The organism is Pseudoalteromonas galatheae (assembly GCF_005886105.2).
GTDB classification, from domain to species: Bacteria; Pseudomonadota; Gammaproteobacteria; order Enterobacterales; family Alteromonadaceae; genus Pseudoalteromonas; species Pseudoalteromonas galatheae.
The window spans coordinates 149028-166741 of sequence record NZ_PNCO02000002.1; the positions used below are offsets into that span (position 1 = coordinate 149028).

Genomic DNA, 17714 nt, shown 5'->3' on the forward strand with positions numbered 1-17714 from the left:
GCGAAATGAAGTTTTCATCACCAATAAAAATTGGTATTAGCGCTTGTTTGGCCGGAGACAAAGTTCGCTTTGACTCTGGTCATAAGCGTTCAAACTTTTGTATGGATGAGTTCGCTGAACATGTCGAATACACGCGCTTTTGCCCAGAAGTCGCGATAGGCATGCCAATTCCACGACCAACCATCAGGCAGATCCGTGTCGGGGACATTATTAAAGTTAGCCGTCCCGATGGTAAAGAAGACGTAGCACCAAAGCTCAAAGAATTTGGTGAAAAGGTTGCGACGTCTCAAACACAAAGCCTTTCCGGGTTTATATTTTGCGCTAAAAGCCCAAGCTGCGGAATGGAGCGTGTCAAGGTATATAACGAGGCTGGAACAGGAAATACATCCGAAGGGATTGGTATTTTTGCTGAGCAGATCATGAAACACAATCCGCTTTTACCCTGTGAGGAAAATGGCAGGCTTAACGACATGCACCTCAGAGAAAACTTCGTGATGCGGGTTTTCGTCTATAAAAGTTGGCAGGAATTGACCCAATCTGAAAGTATTGGCTTACATGAATTAACGAATTTTCATGCTAAACATAAGTATCTGCTGATGAGCCATAACTACCAAGCTTACAAAGACTTAGGCCGTTTACTTGGCGATGGCAAGCAATTTGATAGAGAGGTACTGAAACAGAAGTATATAAGCGGTTTAATGTCTGCTCTCAGCAAGCCCGCCAATCGTAAAAACCAAGCAAACACGCTAACGCATCTGCAGGGGTACTTCAAGAACGAGCTTTCAAGCATCGAAAAGCAGGAAATGTGTGGTGCAATAGAGCAGTATCGCAAAGGTATCGTACCTCTGTATGTGCCGTTGACCTTGCTCAAACATCACCTTACTGTGCACCCCAAAGAATATCTGCAAAGCCAAGTGTACTTTGACCCATATCCCAATGAACTGCGCTTAAGATTCGGAATTTAATAATGAAAACAGCTTTTTGGTTTCGCCGTGATCTCAGGGTTTACGGCAACGAGGCTTTGATTGAAGCCGTGAATGAGGGCGCACGTGATGCGCTTTTTTTTTATTGCAAATCTCAGTGGCAATCACACAGGGTTGCAAGTATTCAGCTCGACCTACTTGAGCGCAGGCTGCTTGAACTTGGCAATCAGCTTAGCGAATTTGGCATTACTTTACATATAATTGAAGCCACTACTTTTGCTGAGCTACCGGAGCAGCTACAAACGGTTTGTGACGATAACGGCATTGATTGCTTGTATGCAAATAAAGAGTACGAAGTAAATGAAGTGGCGCGCGACGAAGCGTGTGCAACTGTGATTACGTTGAAGTTATTCGACGGTGATCTCGTTGCCAAACCTGGCTCTGTGCTTACAGGGTCTGGTGAGATGTTCAAGGTGTTTACTCCATTTAAAAAAGCATGGTTAAAACTTTTCGTGGGGCAGCAATTTCACTTCCCTAGCTGGCCATTGGACAAACAACACGATGCAAATTTCAAAAAGCCGGCTTTCTTCCAAATAACCAATGAGTCAGAAAAATGGCCAGCCGATGATAATGCTATTGTGACGATAGTAAATCGCTTTATTAAGAACAAGCTAGCAGACTACCAAGATGACCGTGATTTTCCAGCAATCAAAGGAACCTCGGGACTTAGCCCCTATTTGGCATTAGGCATTATATCGCCCAAGCAGCTCATCGCGCAGATCCAACTTCACTACCCTGAAGTGCTTGAAAACCCAAGTAAGCCAGAGTTTTGTTGGGTAAACGAACTCATCTGGCGTGAGTTTTATCGTCATCTCATTGTCGCTTATCCGCGTTTATGCAAGGGCTTCAATTTCAATGATAAATACAACGCGATTAGATGGCGGGACGATAATCAGGCATTTGAGCTTTGGTGCAATGGTCAGACCGGCTACCCAATCGTCGATGCAGCAATGCGTCAGCTCAATAAAACCGGCTGGATGCACAATCGACTACGCATGATTGTTGCTAGTTTTTTAACTAAACATCTGCTCATCGATTGGCGTGAAGGCGAAGCCTATTTTATGTCTAAATTAATAGATGGTGACCTTGCCAGTAATAATGGTGGCTGGCAGTGGGCTGCGAGCACAGGTTGTGACGCACAGCCTTATTTTCGTATTTTTAATCCCATCACGCAGAGCGAAAAGTTTGATCCCGATGGTTCCTTTATCCGTACATATGTGCCTGAATTGAAAAATGTTCCAGCGAAGCATATACACTTTCCTCATGACTATCTAGCTGCATTTGGCGGAAACGACGATTATGCAGAACCGCTGGTTGAACATAAAGAGGCAAGGGCGAGAGCACTTGACGCATTTAAGGTTTAAATAGGTATGGATCACAGAACGCAGCGATTCGTGGCAATTTATAATGAAATAGACAGGCACAGCCTTGGTAAATTGGCTTCAATCTACACCGAGGACATCAGCTTTGTAGACCCTTTTCATAAAATTCAAGGGCTTGACGCGCTAACAAGCTATTTTCAGGGGTTATATGAGAACGTCTCCGATATAGAGTTTCTTGTTACCAACAGTTATGAAGTTGATGACATTAGCTTCATTTACTGGACTATGACATACCAACACCGCAAGCTAAATGGTGGCAAGGATATCAAAGTCGATGGTCATAGTCGTCTGAATTTTATCGGTGACAAAGTGTCACAGCATCGGGATTATTTCGACAGTGCGCAAATGCTATATCGCCAAATTCCCCTGCTTGGGGGGGTTATTCGGCTTTTAGACAAAAGGATCACGGCATGAGTAATATTTTAATTACCGGCGCAACATCAGGTATAGGCAAAGGCCTTGCTGAATACTATGCGAAGCAGTCTCATCATGTAACTGTCTGTGGTCGCAATACGGAAGTTTTAAATGAATTAGAAAATACCGTAGGGACGAAGGGCAGGGCATTTGATCTAACAAATCGCGATGAGTTGGAGCACAACCTTGAAGACATTGACGGCTTGGATCTAGTGATCCTCAACGCAGGTGGTTGCGAGTATATTGATAATCCTAATCAATTCGACGGCCATTTGTTCGAACGAGTAATGAATATCAACGTCATCTCAATTGGACACTGCCTAGACGTATTACTCCCAAAAATGAAAGTTGGCGGGCAACTTTGTATCGTAAGTTCCAGTAGTGCCTTTTTACCTTTACCTCGTGCTGAAGCGTATGGCGCGTCAAAAGCGGCTGTGAGTTATTTAGCCCGCACTCTGACCGCGACATTAAAAAAAATAGACGTAACCTTAGTTCATCCGGGCTTTGTAGAAACGCCACTAACCGACAAAAACGATTTTCCGATGCCATTTATTGTAAGCGTCGATGACGCCGTTGACTACATCAGTAAAGGAATAGAGAAACGCAAAAAAGAAATACATTTTCCGAAAAGATTTACCCTATTTTTAAAATTTTTCAGGTTACTACCATTTTCGCTGTGGTTACCTCTCGCAAAAAGGATAGCTCGTGGCTAAGATTGCAATAATTGGAAGCGGTATTTCAGGTATGACTGCAGCATACCTTTTAAGTCGTCAACATGACGTAAAAGTGTTTGAAAAAAATGATTATATTGGCGGTCATACGGCAACTATTGATGTTGAACACCAAGGCGAAAAACTCGCGATTGATACTGGCTTTATCGTATTTAACGACAGAACCTATCCAAAATTTGAAAAACTACTGGCTGAGATCGGTATTAGTCGTCAAGAAACTGAAATGAGCTTTAGCGTTCACAACAGTCAATCCAAATTTGAGTACAATGGCCACTCACTCCGCACATTATTTGCGCAAAAGCGTAACCTATTGAGACCAACTTTCTGGCGATTGCTAAAGGATATTGTACGTTTTAATGGTCTCTGTAAGTCACTGTATGAAAAAGACGATTATGAAGGTGTTGAAACGCTCGGCAAACTTCTAGAGAAGCACCACTTTAATGAATTTTTTAAATTGCATTACATCTTGCCTATGGGTGCCGCGATTTGGTCAACTAGTATCAAAGAAATGCTCGACTTTGAAGCTAAGTTCTTTGTCCAGTTTTTCTTCAACCATGGGCTCTTGGACATCACCAATCGCCCTCAATGGTATGTTATCCCAGGTGGTTCCAGGGAATACATTCAACCATTGGTGGCAGAATTTAAAGACAATATTGTGCTTAATGCTGACATCGAAACAGTGGTTCGTGATGAGGCTGGTGTGACCATCATCTTCAAAGATGGTAGTAATGAGTACTTCGATAAAGTCGTCTTTGCGTGTCATAGCGATCAGGCTTTAGCATTACTAAATACCCCATCGAGTGATGAACAAGCGATACTTGGTGCCATCCCTTATACTGCAAACTCTGTAGTGCTACACACTGACACTCGGTTATTGCCAAAACGTCCGCTGGCGTGGGCCAGTTGGAACTATTTATTAAACGAAGCGACGGACAGAGCCGCTGTTGTCACCTATCAAATGAACATACTGCAAGGGTTTGACGCTAAACATCAATACTGCGTCACGTTAAATCATGATGAAGGGATAGCTGAAGACAAAGTGATCCGCCGTTTTGTTTATCATCATCCGGTTTTCAATACCACCAGCATTGCGGCTCAAAAACGTAAAGCTGATATTGATGGTAAACACCATAGTTATTTTTGTGGTGCATACTGGTTCAACGGTTTTCATGAAGATGGTGTGAGAAGTGCAGTAGATGTGGCTGAGCAATTGGGTATCTCATTTTGAATAGTGCAATACTGGTGGGCAAAGTCAGGCATCGGCGGTTTGCCCATGCCAATCACGTATTTTCCTATCCCATGTATATGATGTGGCTAGATTTAAGTGAAATTGACGCACTCAATAGCGTTTCACCAAAGTTTGGTACATCTGGTTTAAAACTGCTTAAGTTTAACCAAGCTGACTATATTATCACAGAAGGGGAAAGCTTAGTTGAGCGCGCACGTGCCAAGTCAAATGCACTAGGAAAGCCCGTTTCTTCACAAATAAAAGTATATTTAATGGCGCAAATACGCTGTTTAGGCTTTTATTTCAGTCCAGTTAATTTCTACTTTTTTGAAGACGAAAAGGGCTCTGGTTTTAGTCATATGCTTGCCGAGGTAAGTAACACGCCTTGGAATGAGCGTCATTTTTATTTAGTTGAATTAAATAAAGATGTGAACTTTAAAAAAGAATTTCACGTATCACCTTTTATGAATTTGGATATGCACTACCATTGGAAAGTGAAGCCACCTGGTAGCAAGACACTAATTCATATTGAAAATAGAAAAGGTGACGAGTTGCTATTTGATGCCACGATGACGCTCAAAAAGCAGGAACTCAATGAAGCAAATATTAATCAATTGCTCAAGCGGTTTCCTGCAATGACATGGAGCATAGCTAAAGGTATTTATTGGCAAGCGTTGAAGTTGTTCTTAAAAAAAGTGCCTTTTGTTGGGCATCCCGGAAGAGTATAAGATGGAAAATACCACGATAATATCCTCATCAATTTCGCTTTCTACGTTTGATAGATTGTATAAAAAACTCGTCTTTGGCGCGTTGAATACTTTAGAAACCGGAAAAGTGGTACTTGTCGAAGGCGACCAAAAATACTGTTTTGGTGACCCAGAAACAAGCCTAAGCGTTGATATTCATGTTCATTCAGCTCAAATGTATAAGCTATTTGCACTTGGCGGCAGTGTTGGAGCGGGGGAATCTTACATTCTTGGTCACTGGAGTTGTTCAGATTTAACCAAACTGATTGAGATCTTCGTCCTAAACCAAGCTCAGCTGGATGCCTTTGAAAATAAGTTTGCATTTTTCTCCGGCATTGTGAATAAGATAAAGCATCTTAAAAACAAAAACTCAAAACAAGGATCAAAGCGTAACATTGTCGCCCACTACGACCTTGGTAACGACCTATATGAATCGTTTTTAAGTGAAGAAATGCTTTATTCTAGTGCAGTGTATCCCTCAAAGGAGGCATCGCTTGAAGAAGCGCAGCAACATAAGTTAGCAGCAATCTGTGAGCGGTTGGATCTTCAGTCAACTGACAAAGTTGTTGAAATTGGCACAGGGTGGGGGGCATTTGCGGTTTATGCTGCGAAAAACTACGGCTGCCATATAACCACGACAACTATTTCAGAAGAGCAGCATGCGTACGTAAAAGCATTGGTTGAAAAAGAAGGGTTGCAGCAGCATATCACGTTACTAAAAAAAGATTATCGCGAATTGGATGGCCAGTACGACAAGCTGGTATCAATTGAAATGATTGAAGCAGTTGGACACGCGTATTTATCGGGCTTTTTTGCTAAATGTAACGACTTATTAAAGCCGACAGGCGCAATGCTTATTCAAGCTATTACTATAGCTTGTCAACGTTATCAGCACTACCTTAAGCAATCGGATTTCATTCAGCAGTACATTTTTCCCGGCGGTTGTCTTCCTTCCGTGAGTGAAATGAGCAAACAAATCGTAAATTCCACAGATATGGTTGTCCATGAACTCCATGATATCGGTCTGCACTACGCCAGAACGCTATACGATTGGCGTGTTCGGTTTGAAAAAGCATGGCCTTCACTTGATGGTAAACGTTTCGATGAGCGCTTTTATCGCCTTTGGCAATTTTATTTATGCTACTGCGAAGGGGCGTTTAAACAAAGAGCAACCAGTGCAGTACATTTAGTCGCCAGAAAACCAAGATATCAGTCACATGTCTGTACTCAAACATTGGATTACTAACGCGCTACTCTTCCAAAGTATTTGGTTTGCTGCATTATTTTTTCGAGCAGACGCACTTTGGTTGATGTTGGTTGGCTGTCTCGTCATGCTCGCAGGGCATCAAAATAAACGTCTCAACTTGGTGCTTGCGCTCGTAGGCCCTGCCATAGGAGTGGGCATTGAACTGATTGCGGTCAAAACCCAGCTTATCAATTATCAAGGTAGTGAATTAGTTCCGCTTTGGCTTTGGGTTTTGTGGATTGCATTGGTACTGACAATAAATAATGCACTTTCCAAACTATTAGCTCTCAAGGCGCCGATATTATTAGTGATATTTTTGGTTTGCGCGCCACCAAGCTATCTTGGAGCAGCTAACTTTGGCGTCATTTCTATATCAATGCCTTGGTACGTTTTTTGGCCAGTTTTTGGCGCGCTGTGGAGTGTGGGATTCTACTTGATAGTGAGTTTTAATCGCATTTTATGGGGTACAAAGCTTGCGCAGTTGCCAGCAAATTGATAGCGTTTGATTACAAACCCACAGGATCCGGGGCGAAACGCAATAAAATAATAAATATTTCGGCGAATTTCGCAATTTGGGGGTTGCACATAAACGCAAAATGCATAAACATAGGTTTTGCTTAGGCAAATTATAAAGTTATAGGAATCTAATAATGAATAAAGCTCAACTAGTTGAAAAGATGGCGGCAGACGCAGAGATTTCAAAAGCAGCGGCAACTCGTGCTTTAGAAGCGTTTACTGGCGCAGTAACTAACACACTAAAAGATGGCGGTTCTGTTGCTTTAGTTGGTTTTGGCACATTCACAGTAAAAGAGCGCGCTGCGCGTACTGGTCGTAACCCACAAACTGGCGCTGAAATCCAAATCCCAGCTGCGAACATTCCTTCATTCAAAGCAGGTAAAGGCCTAAAAGACCAAGTAAATCCTTAATCCACTCGCTGGACGAGAAAAACCTCCCAAGTCGGAGGTTTTTTTATGCCTATCATATTCATTATAATTGATACCCCTATCTTGAATTTGCTACCATCGCCCCAATCTACAGTTTTTATCTAATAAGTTGTTTAGTCAGTTTTCATGAAGCGTTCTAACCTTTTCGCCGTTATGTCATTACTCATGTTATCATGGGTAGCTGCTGCGTGCGCGACAGGGACGCCTGATGATAACTTATCCCATACTTCTGATACTCATATAACGAGCTTCGAAAACATCGCTCATAAGGGCCTCGCTGACTTCAATCAGTTACCAAGTAAACCTCGTCCTGCGACCCCAATTAAGCTCAGTGGTGAAACTACGCATCACGAAAAGGGCTTATTGCCGGAACGCGAGCGTACTAGCCACCCTAGTTATTTTCTACATCCTAAACAACAAGCCGAGTATGCGCTTGTATTTGAACTCGCAGCAGAAAAATATGTACCGGCCTCTGTCTATGACACCAATAGACCTAAGCCCATGCCTTGGTATATGTGTGATACTCGGCCAAATAATGGCTTTATCGATAACTGTAAACCGGCAAACCTAACCTTCAAAGGCAGCCTAAGCTTCGCCTCTTAATCATTATCTACTACCAATAAAGCACCCAAATAGTAGTTTTTGATACCCACTCTAACGTCTGTATAACCACTATTCGTTAGCAAAAAGGTATCGCTCAGATAGATAATGAGAAAAATATGAAAGATATAAATTCACCAGCGAGGATATCAACCTCTCGTGGTACCGCAGCGCGTGCAAAACGCTTTTTCACAGCGCTTATTGTGTTCCTGTTGATCCTTTGTGCACTACCAAACTTGTATCCCAATAAGAATTTGATTCAAATTCAAGCAAGTAGTAACGAGGTTGTGTCGCTGCCTGAGCTTAAATCTCAGCTAGAAGGAGAGGGATTCAAAGTCAAGCAAATCGAGTCTCATCAAGATGGCTATTTAGTTGAACTTGAAAACCGCACGCTAACCGCTGAGGCGCGTGCGTATATGGCAGAGTCTCACTCCAAGCTAAGTGTTAAGGTAATTAGTGCTTCAACGATGCCACAGTGGTTAGAAAGTACTGGACTCAAACCTATCAAGCTCGGGCTCGACTTGGACGGCGGCGTGTTGTTCGTACTCAAGGTTGACACAGAACAAGCGGCCGAAAATAAATTGCAGTCACTCGCAGATGAGGCCAATAGCTTACGGATCAAAAATCGTTACCGGAACCTATCTATTCCTCAAGTTATCAGTGGTGAGCAGGTTGAGGTCGTCGCAAAAGCGCAAGGACAAAACGAACTAGTTGCGCTTACGGCGACACTGCGCGATCTTTATCCACAGTTTACCAGTACAACTCATAAACAGGGCACTTTAACGAAAGTTAACTTCCGCTTTGCAGAAACGAAAAAAGTAGAGTTCGATAAGCAGTTAATGACCCAAGCGCTGTCTACTTTACGTTCACGTATTGAGGAGCTCGGGATCACAGAAGCGGTTACTCAACGTCAAGGCACTAATTATATACGAATTGAATTGCCTGGCGTGCAAGACCCGGAACAAGCCAAGCGTATTATCGGAGCAACAGCAAAGCTTTCATTTCATGCATTACAGGAAGTGGGAGGTCAAAAATTAAAGGATAAATCTGGCGCTTTGGTTTCTATCGACCCAGTTGCTATTTTTGGCGGTGATGAAATTGAGTCTGCAACAGCAGGAAGAGACGAATATGGAAAGCCTTTAGTGCAGCTATTCTTATCCTCTCAAGGTGGTGAAAAGATAAATCGATTTTCTAGAAACAATGTTGGTAAACCAATGGCCACTGTATTCAGTGAATATTACGCGGATACGAAAGGAGAGATTAAGCGCAACACAGAAGTGATTTCAGTCGCCACTATTCAACAAGTATTAAATACTCGATTTAGTATTACCAATATGCAGTCAATGGAACACGCGCAGGAGTTAGCATTATTGTTGCGGGCGGGTTCTCTTGACGCACCAATCACCATAGTTAAAGAGCAAACCATTGGTCCTTCATTAGGTGAAAAAAATATTGAAAGTGGCTTTAAAGCATTGGCATTAGGGTTAAGCCTAACTTTACTGTTTATGGCAGTGTGGTATCGCAAGCTAGGCGCAGTAGCCATTACCTCATTATTGGTAAACCTAGTCTGCCTGATTGGATTAATGTCGCTGCTTCCTGGTGTTGTGCTTACCTTACCTGGCATTGCGGGCCTAGTTTTGACTATTGGTATGGCCGTAGACACCAATGTGATTATTTTCGAGCGAGTTCGCGAATTAAGGCGTAAAGGCATTGGGATGGTTACTGCATTAAAGCAAGGTTATCAACAAGCCATGTCGAGTATTATCGATGCTAACTTAACCACGATGATAACCGCTCTGATCCTGCTTGGTATCGGTTATGGACCAGTAAAAGGGTTCGCGATCACTTTGGCGCTGGGCATAGTAACCAGTATTTTCGCCGGTGTGGTTGTCTCCGGTATGTTATCAGAATCTCTTTATTCAAAATCACGTAAAGGCGTAAAGTAAAATGACAAGTAAAACGCAAAAGGCAAGATTCGTCGGGCTAATTTCAGGGTTGTTACTTGTCCTTGCAAGTCTCATAGCCATCACCCAAAAAGGCATTATATTAGGCCAAGACTTTACCGGCGGTTACGTTACGGTTATCGACTTACCCAAGCAAAAGAGCCAAACAGAAATGCAAAACAAGCTAGCTGAGCTTGGTGTTCAAAATGCGCGAATCTCTCTACAAAACGATGGTAGCTGGCGAGTTTTCCAAACCCCTCAGTCCACCGATGAAACACACGTCAAACAGTGGATAGAAGGACTTGAAACACAATGGCAAGCAAGCGTATTAGATGCCAGTTATCTTGGTGCGCAGGTGGGTAATGAGTTAATCGAACAAGGTGGCCTTGCAGGCATATTCGCATTACTTAGTGTATTGATTTACTTGGCGTTTAGATTTGAGTGGCGCTTGGCCGTCTCCGCAAGTATCGCGCTTTTCCATGATGTGATTGTAACGCTTGGCTTGTTTGCAATAACGCAAGTAGAGTTTGACTTAACTGTGCTTGCAGCGCTGCTAGCGATTATTGGTTATTCACTCAACGATTCGATTGTCATTGGTGATAGGGTTAGGGAGTTGCTGTTTGAAGAGCAGTGGAAGACCAGTCCCGTAGGCAAGACCATAGACCAAGCGATAAAGGACTCAATGAGCCGCACGTTGATCACCTCTTTGACAACGCTTACTACTGTGTTAGCGATATGGTCGCTAGGCGGTGCTGGGCTTAATAGCTTTGCCATGGCGTTATGTTGCGGCATTCTCATTGGAACTCTGTCTTCTTTGGCTGTCAGTGCAACTTTGCCACAGTTTCTAGGGTTGTCGTTTAATAACTACCTGAAAGAAGAATCTGAGGCAGCAAAACGGCAGCTCGCTGAGCCATGAGTTTTAGATACAATTTAGGTTAAAAAAGTAGCAATTGCTCTTTTTTAACCTTATCGTACTGATGTATAATTCGCACTTCGAAAGGAGCCGGATAAGGATTAATGTCAAAATATAGTTATCAAACTCGGTGCGGGAAAGTAACCCTCTGGACCGAGCAAAATATCCTCTTTGCCTGTTTCGAAGGAAACATTAATGAGTCTATGATCCATTATTTTTCTAGGGCGCTAGAGCAATGTCGAGCTGAGATCCACGCCTCGACATGGGGTTACGTGAGTTATTCAGAAAAGGCCATAGCTGCGACACCAGAAGCCTATAAGTTACTGGTAAACACAGCAAAGCGCTGTTTGCAGTTGGGCTGTGTTAGTGCTGCGTATGTGTTGAAGTCGGCAATTGCGAAAAGCCAGATTGAAAAAATGCGCAAAGAAATAGGTATGCCAGAGCCATTAGATCAAGTTTTATTTGCTGATGTAGGCGCTGCCATTGAGTTTGTAAAAAGTACTTTAGCTACACCTGAAAAGTTGTCGGTATAAGACATCCTAATTTTATATATAAGTGACGTTACCTACTGGGACGAGCATTTATAATCAGTTTGATTGCGCCTTCACTGTCAAGGCTTCATTAGGCCGCATCTCGCAACGCGCGATGATGCGGTTGTTTTTATCTTGTTCTTGTCTAAGCAACATACCTTCGTTATTTTTTGTCCACCACACAAACCCATCACCTTGATATTTTGCCCCGCTGGCTGAACGAGCAACCTTCAATTTAACCACTTGTTCGTTAAAATGGACAATTGCCTCATTACTATCGTTGTAGTCAACCTTTATCACCGAATTATTATCGCATTGGTAGCGACTAAGTGTTTCACTCAGCTCAATTTTACGATTTGATATGTCCTCGCCACATGCACTGAGAGCAGTGGTAATTAAAATAGCAAAGGCAATTTGAGATTTCATAAACAGACTCCGACGAGAAAAAGACGGTATCTGATAATCTAGCGCAGACGGATGAAGTTAAGGTGAATAGTGTGGTTACAAGGCAATAAAAAGCGGAATAAAAAAGGCCCCGAGGGCCTTTAAACATGATTACAAGTTAATTAATCCTTTACAGGAATAGTATTAGGGGGACTCTGTGCTTCGCGTATTTTTGGCGTGTATATTCGTTTAGTCATCACCATAAAGAAAATTGGTGTAAACAATAGACCAAACAAGGTAACCCCTATCATTCCTGAGAATACCGCAATACCCATGGTTTCGCGCATTTCAGCACCCGCACCAGTTGCAAGTACCAGAGGTACAACCCCTGCGGTAAAGGCAATTGACGTCATCAAAATAGGACGTAAACGTAGTTTACATGCCTCAATAATTGACTCCAAATTAGTCTTGCCTTGCTCGTACTCTTCTTTTGCAAATTCCACCATTAGGATTGCATTTTTACACGCCAAAGCAACCAAAACGATAAGTGCAATCTGGGTAAAGATATTATTGTCACCCCCTGTTAGCCACACCCCAACTAATGCTGACAGTATGGTCATTGGTACAATGAGGATGATTGCAAATGGTAGCTTTAGGCTTTCGTATTGCGATGCCAAAACCATAAACACCAAGAGTACAACCAGTGGGAAGATATACACCATCACGTTACCCGCGAGGATCTGCTGATAGGTGACTTCAGTCCACTCAAATGCCATGCCTTCGCTAAGCGTTTCGTTTAGCACTGCTTCAATTGCCATTTGCGCTTGATCCGAAGAATAGCCGGGCGCAGGGCTGCCATTTAACTCGGCAGTCGGATACCCGTTATAGTGCATAACACGATCAGGTCCCGTTGTCGGCGTGACTTTGAGTACTGCGCCAAGTGGCACCATTTGACCATAGTTATTTCTTACTTTGTAAGACAGAATTTGTGCTGGATCTGAGCGAAAGTTAGCGTCAGCTTGAGCGGTGACCTGATAAGTGCGGCCAAATAAGTTAAAGTCATTAACGTACATTGAACCTAAATAGATCTGTAATGCATTAAACACCTCCTCAAGCGGTACGCCTTGTACCATAGCTTGCTCACGGTCGATATCAATGTCCATTTGTGGTACTTGGATCCTAAAGCTTGAGTACAGTCCCATTAGCTCCGGCTGCTGCTGCGCTTTTGCTATCACTGCTTGTAAGTCCGAGAATAGTTTTTCAAATCCGAGGTTTGCTCTATCTTCAATTTGCAGTTTAAAACCACCAGTGGTGCCTAAGCCTTGAATTGGTGGCGGTGGGAACACCGCAACAAACGCTTCATCTATGATGGCAAACTTTTGATTAAGCTGCGCTGCGATTGACGACGCATACAACTCAGGCGATGTGCGATTTTCAAATTTGTCTAGGGCAACAAATACAATCCCGCTATTTGGGCTGTTTGTAAAACCATTTACTGAAAGCCCAGGGAAAGACACAGAATGTAAAACGCCTGGAGTCTGTAATGCAATTTGTTCCATCTCACGTACAACGGCTTCTGTTCTATCCAAACTCGCAGCGTCTGGCAGTTGGGCAATCGCAACAAGATACTGTTTGTCCTGCTGCGGAATAAAGCCGCCAGGGATGGTGCTAAACAACTTAGTAGTAGCAAAAATTAACCCTAAATAAACCACCAACACAATGGTGCTCAGTCTAATAAGTTTTTTTACTAGTCCAACATAGCCGTGAGCTGCCTTATCAAAAAAGCGATTAAACGGTTTGAATAGCCACTGACCAAACAATTTATCTAACACTACTGTGAGTTTGTCAGGTTTAGCACCGTGCGGTTTTAACAGTAGTGCAGCTAGCGCTGGTGATAATGTTAATGAGTTAAATGCCGAGATCAGCGTCGAAATCGTGATCGTGAGGGCAAACTGTTTGTAAAACTGGCCTGACAACCCGGTAATAAATGCAGTTGGAATAAACACTGCACAAAGCACCAATGCAATCGCTATAATAGGGCCTGTCACCTCCGACATCGCTTGTTTAGTTGCCTCAAAGGGCGCAAGGCCGTTTTCAATATTACGCTCAACGTTTTCAACCACGACGATGGCATCATCGACTACGATACCGATTGCCAGTACCAAACCAAACAACGACAACGTATTGATAGAAACACCAAGCCACTGCATTGCAGCAAAAGTACCAACTAACGATACAGGCACGGCCACCAGCGGAATAATCGAAGCGCGCCATGTTTGCAAGAATAAGATAACAACTAATACCACAAGTACGATGGCTTCTAATAATGTCGAAATTACCGCATCGATTGAGCCGCGAACAAAGATTGTCGGATCGTAAACGATATCGTATTCAACCCCTTCAGGAAAACGTGTCGATAACTCTTTCATGGTTTCACGCACCTGATCCGACAGCTCTATCGCGTTAGAACCAGGACGCTGGAAAATCGGCATTGCCACCGCTTCGTTACCATCTAGCAAAGCTCTTAACGCGTAGTTATCTTGTCCAAGCTCAACTCGGCCAATGTCTTTGAGTCTAGTGATCGCACCATCGCCTGATACGCTAACAATAATATTGTCAAATTCACTGGTATCTGCCAAACGGCCTTTAACGTTTAACAGAATTTGGAATTGATTTTCATTGGTTGTGGGTTGAGCACCCAAAGAGCCAGCTGCTACTTGGCGGTTTTGTTGTTGGATTGCTCGGACCACATCGCTTGCGGTTAAGTTTCTTTCAGCCAATTGCTCGGGGTTTAGCCATATCCGCAACGCGTATTTACCGCCGCCGAATAGTTTTACATCACCAACTCCCGGCAAACGCGCTATCTGATCTTTGACATAAATATCGGCATAGTTAGAGAGGTAGCTGGTATCATGCGAGCCACTTGGCGATACCAAGTGCACCACCATAGTGAGATCTGGTGACGCCTTTTCAGCCACAACCCCTAAGCGTTGTACTTCTTGCGGTAATCTTGGAATAGCGCTATTTACTCGGTTTTGTACTTGCACTTGGGCTCGGTCTAAGTCAGTACCAAGTGCAAAAGTCACGGTAAGTGTTAAACGACCATCACTGGTTGCTTGAGAAAACATATACAGCATGTTTTCAACACCATTGATCTCTTGTTCAAGCGGCGTTGCAACGGTTTCAGCAATGACTTTTGGGTTGGCACCGGGGTAGGTTGCAGATACCACAACGGTCGGCGGGACCACCTCTGGATACTCACTCACGGGAAGCTGAAAAAGGGAAATGGCCCCAGCGATTAATATCACGAGTGACATCATCGCCGCAAAAATAGGGCGCTTAATGAAAAAATGGGAAAATTTCATTATTAGTTTAATCCTTGTGAAGAATCGCTTGGCGTCATCGCAACCACTTCTGTGGCAATGTTATCTGGCAAAGTAAGCGTCACGGAATTTGGGCTTATTGGCATGCCTGGGCCTACACGCGCTGGACCATTCACCGCGATACGCTCTCCTGCGGCTAAACCCGATTCAACAGCGCGAAATTTGCCATAGCGATTACCGAGTGTGATTAGACGATATTCAAGTGTATTAGACTCATTTACAACTAGAACAAAACGATTTTTAAGATCTGTACCAACTGCGCGGTCTGGAATTAATACTCGATCGTTTTGCTCACCGGATGAAAGACTCACTCGTGCAAACGAGCCGGGTCGTAGCTGTCCACTGCGATTATCAAAAGAAGCGCGTACTTTTAGGGTTCCGGAATGGTCATCAATGGCGTTGTCAATAAAGTCTAGCTCACCCATAACTGGCTGTGACTCACGGCCCAGTAGCTGTAATTTCACAGGAAGCGACTCACCTTCAGTCACTGATGCAAACTGACTATTCCAAGTGCGTTCATCGATATCGAAGTACGCATACATCTTATCGGTTGCAACTATCGTAGTAAGTAACGTGTCGTTTGCTCTAATGGTGTTACCTTGAGTGACCTCGGCAAAGGAAATTTTGCCGCTGATTGGTGCTGTGATCTTACTAAACTCTAAGTTTAGTTGGGCTGCTTTAAATGAAGCCCTAAGCGCATCTAGTTCGGCTTCACGCTGCGCGGTAAGCGAAACACGAGCATCGACCTCTTCGGTCGAAATCGCTTTTTGCTTGCTTAATCGAAGCGCTCGCGCAGACTCACTTTTTGCTTGCGAAAGCGCCGCTTCGGCACGTTTCACCTGTGCGGCAAGGCTGGCAACCTCAGCTAGGAAAGTTCTGTCGTCCAGCTCAAATAGAACATCGCCTTGGCGCACCGTATCTCCTTCTTTGAAGTTTACCGAGCTGATCACTCCCGTGACTCGAGCGCGAAGTGCGACTTCGTTTGGAGAAGAAAGACGTGTTGTATAGGTATGCCAATCAGCAATGCTAATTTGTGGTGTTGCAGCTACATCAATTGGTTGAATAGGCGGAGTTTGAATGCTTGCCTGCTCAGCTTCGCCACATGCACTTAGCAGTAGCAAAGCAGAAATAATCGTTGCGAGTTGCGTTGGTTTTAACATAGTTCCTCCTTTGTGTATGGAGGTAACTATACGTTTCATTTGTTGCATTAAATATAAGTAAAATGGAATATGATTGGTGCTTAATTGGAATCAATTGACTTGAATAAAAAATCAAATGATTTTTTTATGTGATTTGCGTGAGATCTAAGATAAATCCTCTCGATTGATTTAAAATAACAAAAAGTCTAATGGAATTGAATTATGTCTAACGTCAACCATTTACAATCCCTTTTGAGTGTGTTGCTGAATAAAAGTGACGATGCAGTTGCTATTGTCAGCAACAAATCGGTACTTGAATTTTGTAATAAAGCAATGGCAAAGCTAATCGGACAACCTTCGTCTCATTTAACTGGGCGCACACTGAGTAATATCTTCGACCCACAAACAGACGATACGTTTGATGACAGGCTCGATGGGGATGAACTCACCGAGTGGTTTTTAGGCTTAAGCAATGGCTGTGAATTAGACTATCCAGAAATTGAAATTGATACCTTAAACGGTGAGTTTTTTAAATTACGATGTTTTCCGTTGCAAGATGATGCCTTTGCTATCTACGGAGACAATATCACTACAACAAAGGCGATGTGTAGCGAACTCGAACATTTACGTAAAGAACTTGATTTTATTACCAAAACTGATCCATTAACCGGCGTCGCCAGTCGTAGGCAGCTAAGCGATAAAATTGATAGTCAAATTAGGTTATATGAACGTTACAGAACACCGTTTAGTGTGATACTGACAGATCTTGATAACTTCCGTGCAATTAACGAGCGATTCGGTCATGAAGCGGGAGATATGGTATTAGTTCATGTGAGCTCATTACTCTCTGAAATGTTAAGAGACACGGATTTAATAGCCCGATTAGGTGGAGAGGAATTCGCGTTGGTGCTGCCCAATACTGGGTTAGAGGGCGCGACCCTTGTTGCCGAGCGAGCACGCAACCTGATTGAGCAGACATCATTTCAGATTGCCGTAGCAGAGGAGGTCGATATTACCAGCTCTTTTGGGGTCGCTGAATTTGGCGCGGGCGAGACTGGTGTTGAAAGCATTGTGCGTCGCGCAGATACAATGTTACAAGAAGCCAAAGTTAATGGCAGGAATCAAGTTATTCCAAATCCGCACTAATT

General features: G+C 43.3%; 17 protein-coding genes. 14 read left to right on the top strand and 3 right to left on the bottom strand.

All coding sequences use genetic code 11. The features are described from left to right. Window positions 1-5: 5 nt before the first annotated feature. From CWC29_RS18770 to CWC29_RS18830, 13 genes are all read left to right on the top strand, one after another. The gene (locus CWC29_RS18770; protein WP_138522929.1) at window positions 6-965 is read left to right on the top strand and encodes a YbgA family protein; all 960 of its coding nucleotides are present in this window, start codon (window positions 6-8) and stop codon (window positions 963-965) included. 2 nt (window positions 966-967) lie between these two features. Further along, window positions 968-2347: a deoxyribodipyrimidine photo-lyase gene (gene phrB / locus CWC29_RS18775; RefSeq protein ID WP_128726575.1), complete on the top strand. Its 1380-nt coding sequence runs from the start codon at window positions 968-970 to the stop codon at window positions 2345-2347. A 6-nt stretch (window positions 2348-2353) separates the two neighbouring features. Continuing rightward, window positions 2354-2779, top strand: a complete 426-nt coding sequence (locus tag CWC29_RS18780) for a nuclear transport factor 2 family protein (protein ID WP_138522930.1) — start codon at window positions 2354-2356, stop codon at window positions 2777-2779. Further along, window positions 2776-3492: an SDR family NAD(P)-dependent oxidoreductase gene (locus CWC29_RS18785; RefSeq protein WP_128726573.1), complete on the top strand. Its 717-nt coding sequence runs from the start codon at window positions 2776-2778 to the stop codon at window positions 3490-3492. Before CWC29_RS18780 ends, CWC29_RS18785 begins: the two co-directional genes overlap by 4 nt. Next, window positions 3485-4738: an NAD(P)/FAD-dependent oxidoreductase gene (locus CWC29_RS18790; protein WP_128726572.1), complete on the top strand. Its 1254-nt coding sequence runs from the start codon at window positions 3485-3487 to the stop codon at window positions 4736-4738. The genes CWC29_RS18785 and CWC29_RS18790 overlap by 8 nt, the downstream gene beginning before the upstream one ends. Continuing rightward, window positions 4735-5466, top strand: a complete 732-nt coding sequence (locus CWC29_RS18795) for a DUF1365 domain-containing protein (protein WP_128726571.1) — start codon at window positions 4735-4737, stop codon at window positions 5464-5466. The genes CWC29_RS18790 and CWC29_RS18795 overlap by 4 nt, the downstream gene beginning before the upstream one ends. Before the next feature lies 1 nt (window position 5467). Next, entirely contained in the window at window positions 5468-6730 is a 1263-nt protein-coding gene (locus CWC29_RS18800; RefSeq protein ID WP_138522932.1) for an SAM-dependent methyltransferase, read from the top strand. Next, window positions 6702-7226: a DUF2878 domain-containing protein gene (locus CWC29_RS18805; protein ID WP_138522933.1), complete on the top strand. Its 525-nt coding sequence runs from the start codon at window positions 6702-6704 to the stop codon at window positions 7224-7226. The genes CWC29_RS18800 and CWC29_RS18805 overlap by 29 nt, the downstream gene beginning before the upstream one ends. Window positions 7227-7380: 154 nt before the next feature. Further along, on the top strand, window positions 7381-7656 hold the full coding sequence (locus CWC29_RS18810) for an HU family DNA-binding protein (RefSeq protein WP_088532597.1): 276 nt from the start codon (window positions 7381-7383) through the stop codon (window positions 7654-7656). A 144-nt stretch (window positions 7657-7800) separates the two neighbouring features. Further along, on the top strand, window positions 7801-8277 hold the full coding sequence (locus tag CWC29_RS18815; RefSeq protein WP_128726568.1) for a hypothetical protein: 477 nt from the start codon (window positions 7801-7803) through the stop codon (window positions 8275-8277). 116 nt (window positions 8278-8393) lie between these two features. Continuing rightward, entirely contained in the window at window positions 8394-10220 is a 1827-nt protein-coding gene (gene secD, locus CWC29_RS18820; RefSeq protein ID WP_138522935.1) for a protein translocase subunit SecD, read from the top strand. Between the two features lies 1 nt (window position 10221). After that, window positions 10222-11133, top strand: a complete 912-nt coding sequence (secF, locus tag CWC29_RS18825; protein ID WP_128726566.1) for a protein translocase subunit SecF — start codon at window positions 10222-10224, stop codon at window positions 11131-11133. A 101-nt stretch (window positions 11134-11234) separates the two neighbouring features. Further along, window positions 11235-11663, top strand: coding sequence for a hypothetical protein (locus tag CWC29_RS18830; RefSeq protein WP_128726565.1), 429 nt, complete (start codon window positions 11235-11237; stop codon window positions 11661-11663). Between the two features lie 54 nt (window positions 11664-11717). Here CWC29_RS18830 and CWC29_RS18835 read toward each other — a convergent pair whose 3' ends face one another. From CWC29_RS18835 to CWC29_RS18845, 3 genes are all read right to left on the bottom strand, one after another. Then, window positions 11718-12086 (bottom strand): MliC family protein, encoded by a 369-nt coding sequence (locus tag CWC29_RS18835; protein ID WP_138522936.1) that lies wholly within the window; start codon window positions 12084-12086, stop codon window positions 11718-11720. Between the two features lie 140 nt (window positions 12087-12226). Continuing rightward, window positions 12227-15409 (bottom strand): efflux RND transporter permease subunit, encoded by a 3183-nt coding sequence (locus tag CWC29_RS18840; RefSeq protein ID WP_128726563.1) that lies wholly within the window; start codon window positions 15407-15409, stop codon window positions 12227-12229. Between the two features lie 2 nt (window positions 15410-15411). Further along, window positions 15412-16587: an efflux RND transporter periplasmic adaptor subunit gene (locus CWC29_RS18845; RefSeq protein WP_138522938.1), complete on the bottom strand. Its 1176-nt coding sequence runs from the start codon at window positions 16585-16587 to the stop codon at window positions 15412-15414. 201 nt (window positions 16588-16788) lie between these two features. On the opposite strand from CWC29_RS18845, the gene CWC29_RS18850 reads away from it, so the two are divergent. Next, a complete protein-coding gene (locus tag CWC29_RS18850; RefSeq protein ID WP_128726561.1) occupies window positions 16789-17712 on the top strand; it encodes a sensor domain-containing diguanylate cyclase in 924 nt (307 codons plus the stop codon). Window positions 17713-17714: the final 2 nt, after the last annotated feature.

Coding starts and splice junctions, on each gene's coding strand:
- CWC29_RS18770 (WP_138522929.1), top strand. CDS start 6: ATGAAGTTTTCATCACCAATAAAAATTGGTATTAGCGCTTGTTTGGCC.
- phrB (WP_128726575.1), top strand. CDS start 968: ATGAAAACAGCTTTTTGGTTTCGCCGTGATCTCAGGGTTTACGGCAAC.
- CWC29_RS18780 (WP_138522930.1), top strand. CDS start 2,354: ATGGATCACAGAACGCAGCGATTCGTGGCAATTTATAATGAAATAGAC.
- CWC29_RS18785 (WP_128726573.1), top strand. CDS start 2,776: ATGAGTAATATTTTAATTACCGGCGCAACATCAGGTATAGGCAAAGGC.
- CWC29_RS18800 (WP_138522932.1), top strand. CDS start 5,468: ATGGAAAATACCACGATAATATCCTCATCAATTTCGCTTTCTACGTTT.
- CWC29_RS18805 (WP_138522933.1), top strand. CDS start 6,702: ATGTCTGTACTCAAACATTGGATTACTAACGCGCTACTCTTCCAAAGT.
- CWC29_RS18810 (WP_088532597.1), top strand. CDS start 7,381: ATGAATAAAGCTCAACTAGTTGAAAAGATGGCGGCAGACGCAGAGATT.
- CWC29_RS18815 (WP_128726568.1), top strand. CDS start 7,801: ATGAAGCGTTCTAACCTTTTCGCCGTTATGTCATTACTCATGTTATCA.
- secD (WP_138522935.1), top strand. CDS start 8,394: ATGAAAGATATAAATTCACCAGCGAGGATATCAACCTCTCGTGGTACC.
- secF (WP_128726566.1), top strand. CDS start 10,222: ATGACAAGTAAAACGCAAAAGGCAAGATTCGTCGGGCTAATTTCAGGG.
- CWC29_RS18830 (WP_128726565.1), top strand. CDS start 11,235: ATGTCAAAATATAGTTATCAAACTCGGTGCGGGAAAGTAACCCTCTGG.
- CWC29_RS18835 (WP_138522936.1), bottom strand. CDS start 12,086: ATGAAATCTCAAATTGCCTTTGCTATTTTAATTACCACTGCTCTCAGT.
- CWC29_RS18840 (WP_128726563.1), bottom strand. CDS start 15,409: ATGAAATTTTCCCATTTTTTCATTAAGCGCCCTATTTTTGCGGCGATG.
- CWC29_RS18845 (WP_138522938.1), bottom strand. CDS start 16,587: ATGTTAAAACCAACGCAACTCGCAACGATTATTTCTGCTTTGCTACTG.
- CWC29_RS18850 (WP_128726561.1), top strand. CDS start 16,789: ATGTCTAACGTCAACCATTTACAATCCCTTTTGAGTGTGTTGCTGAAT.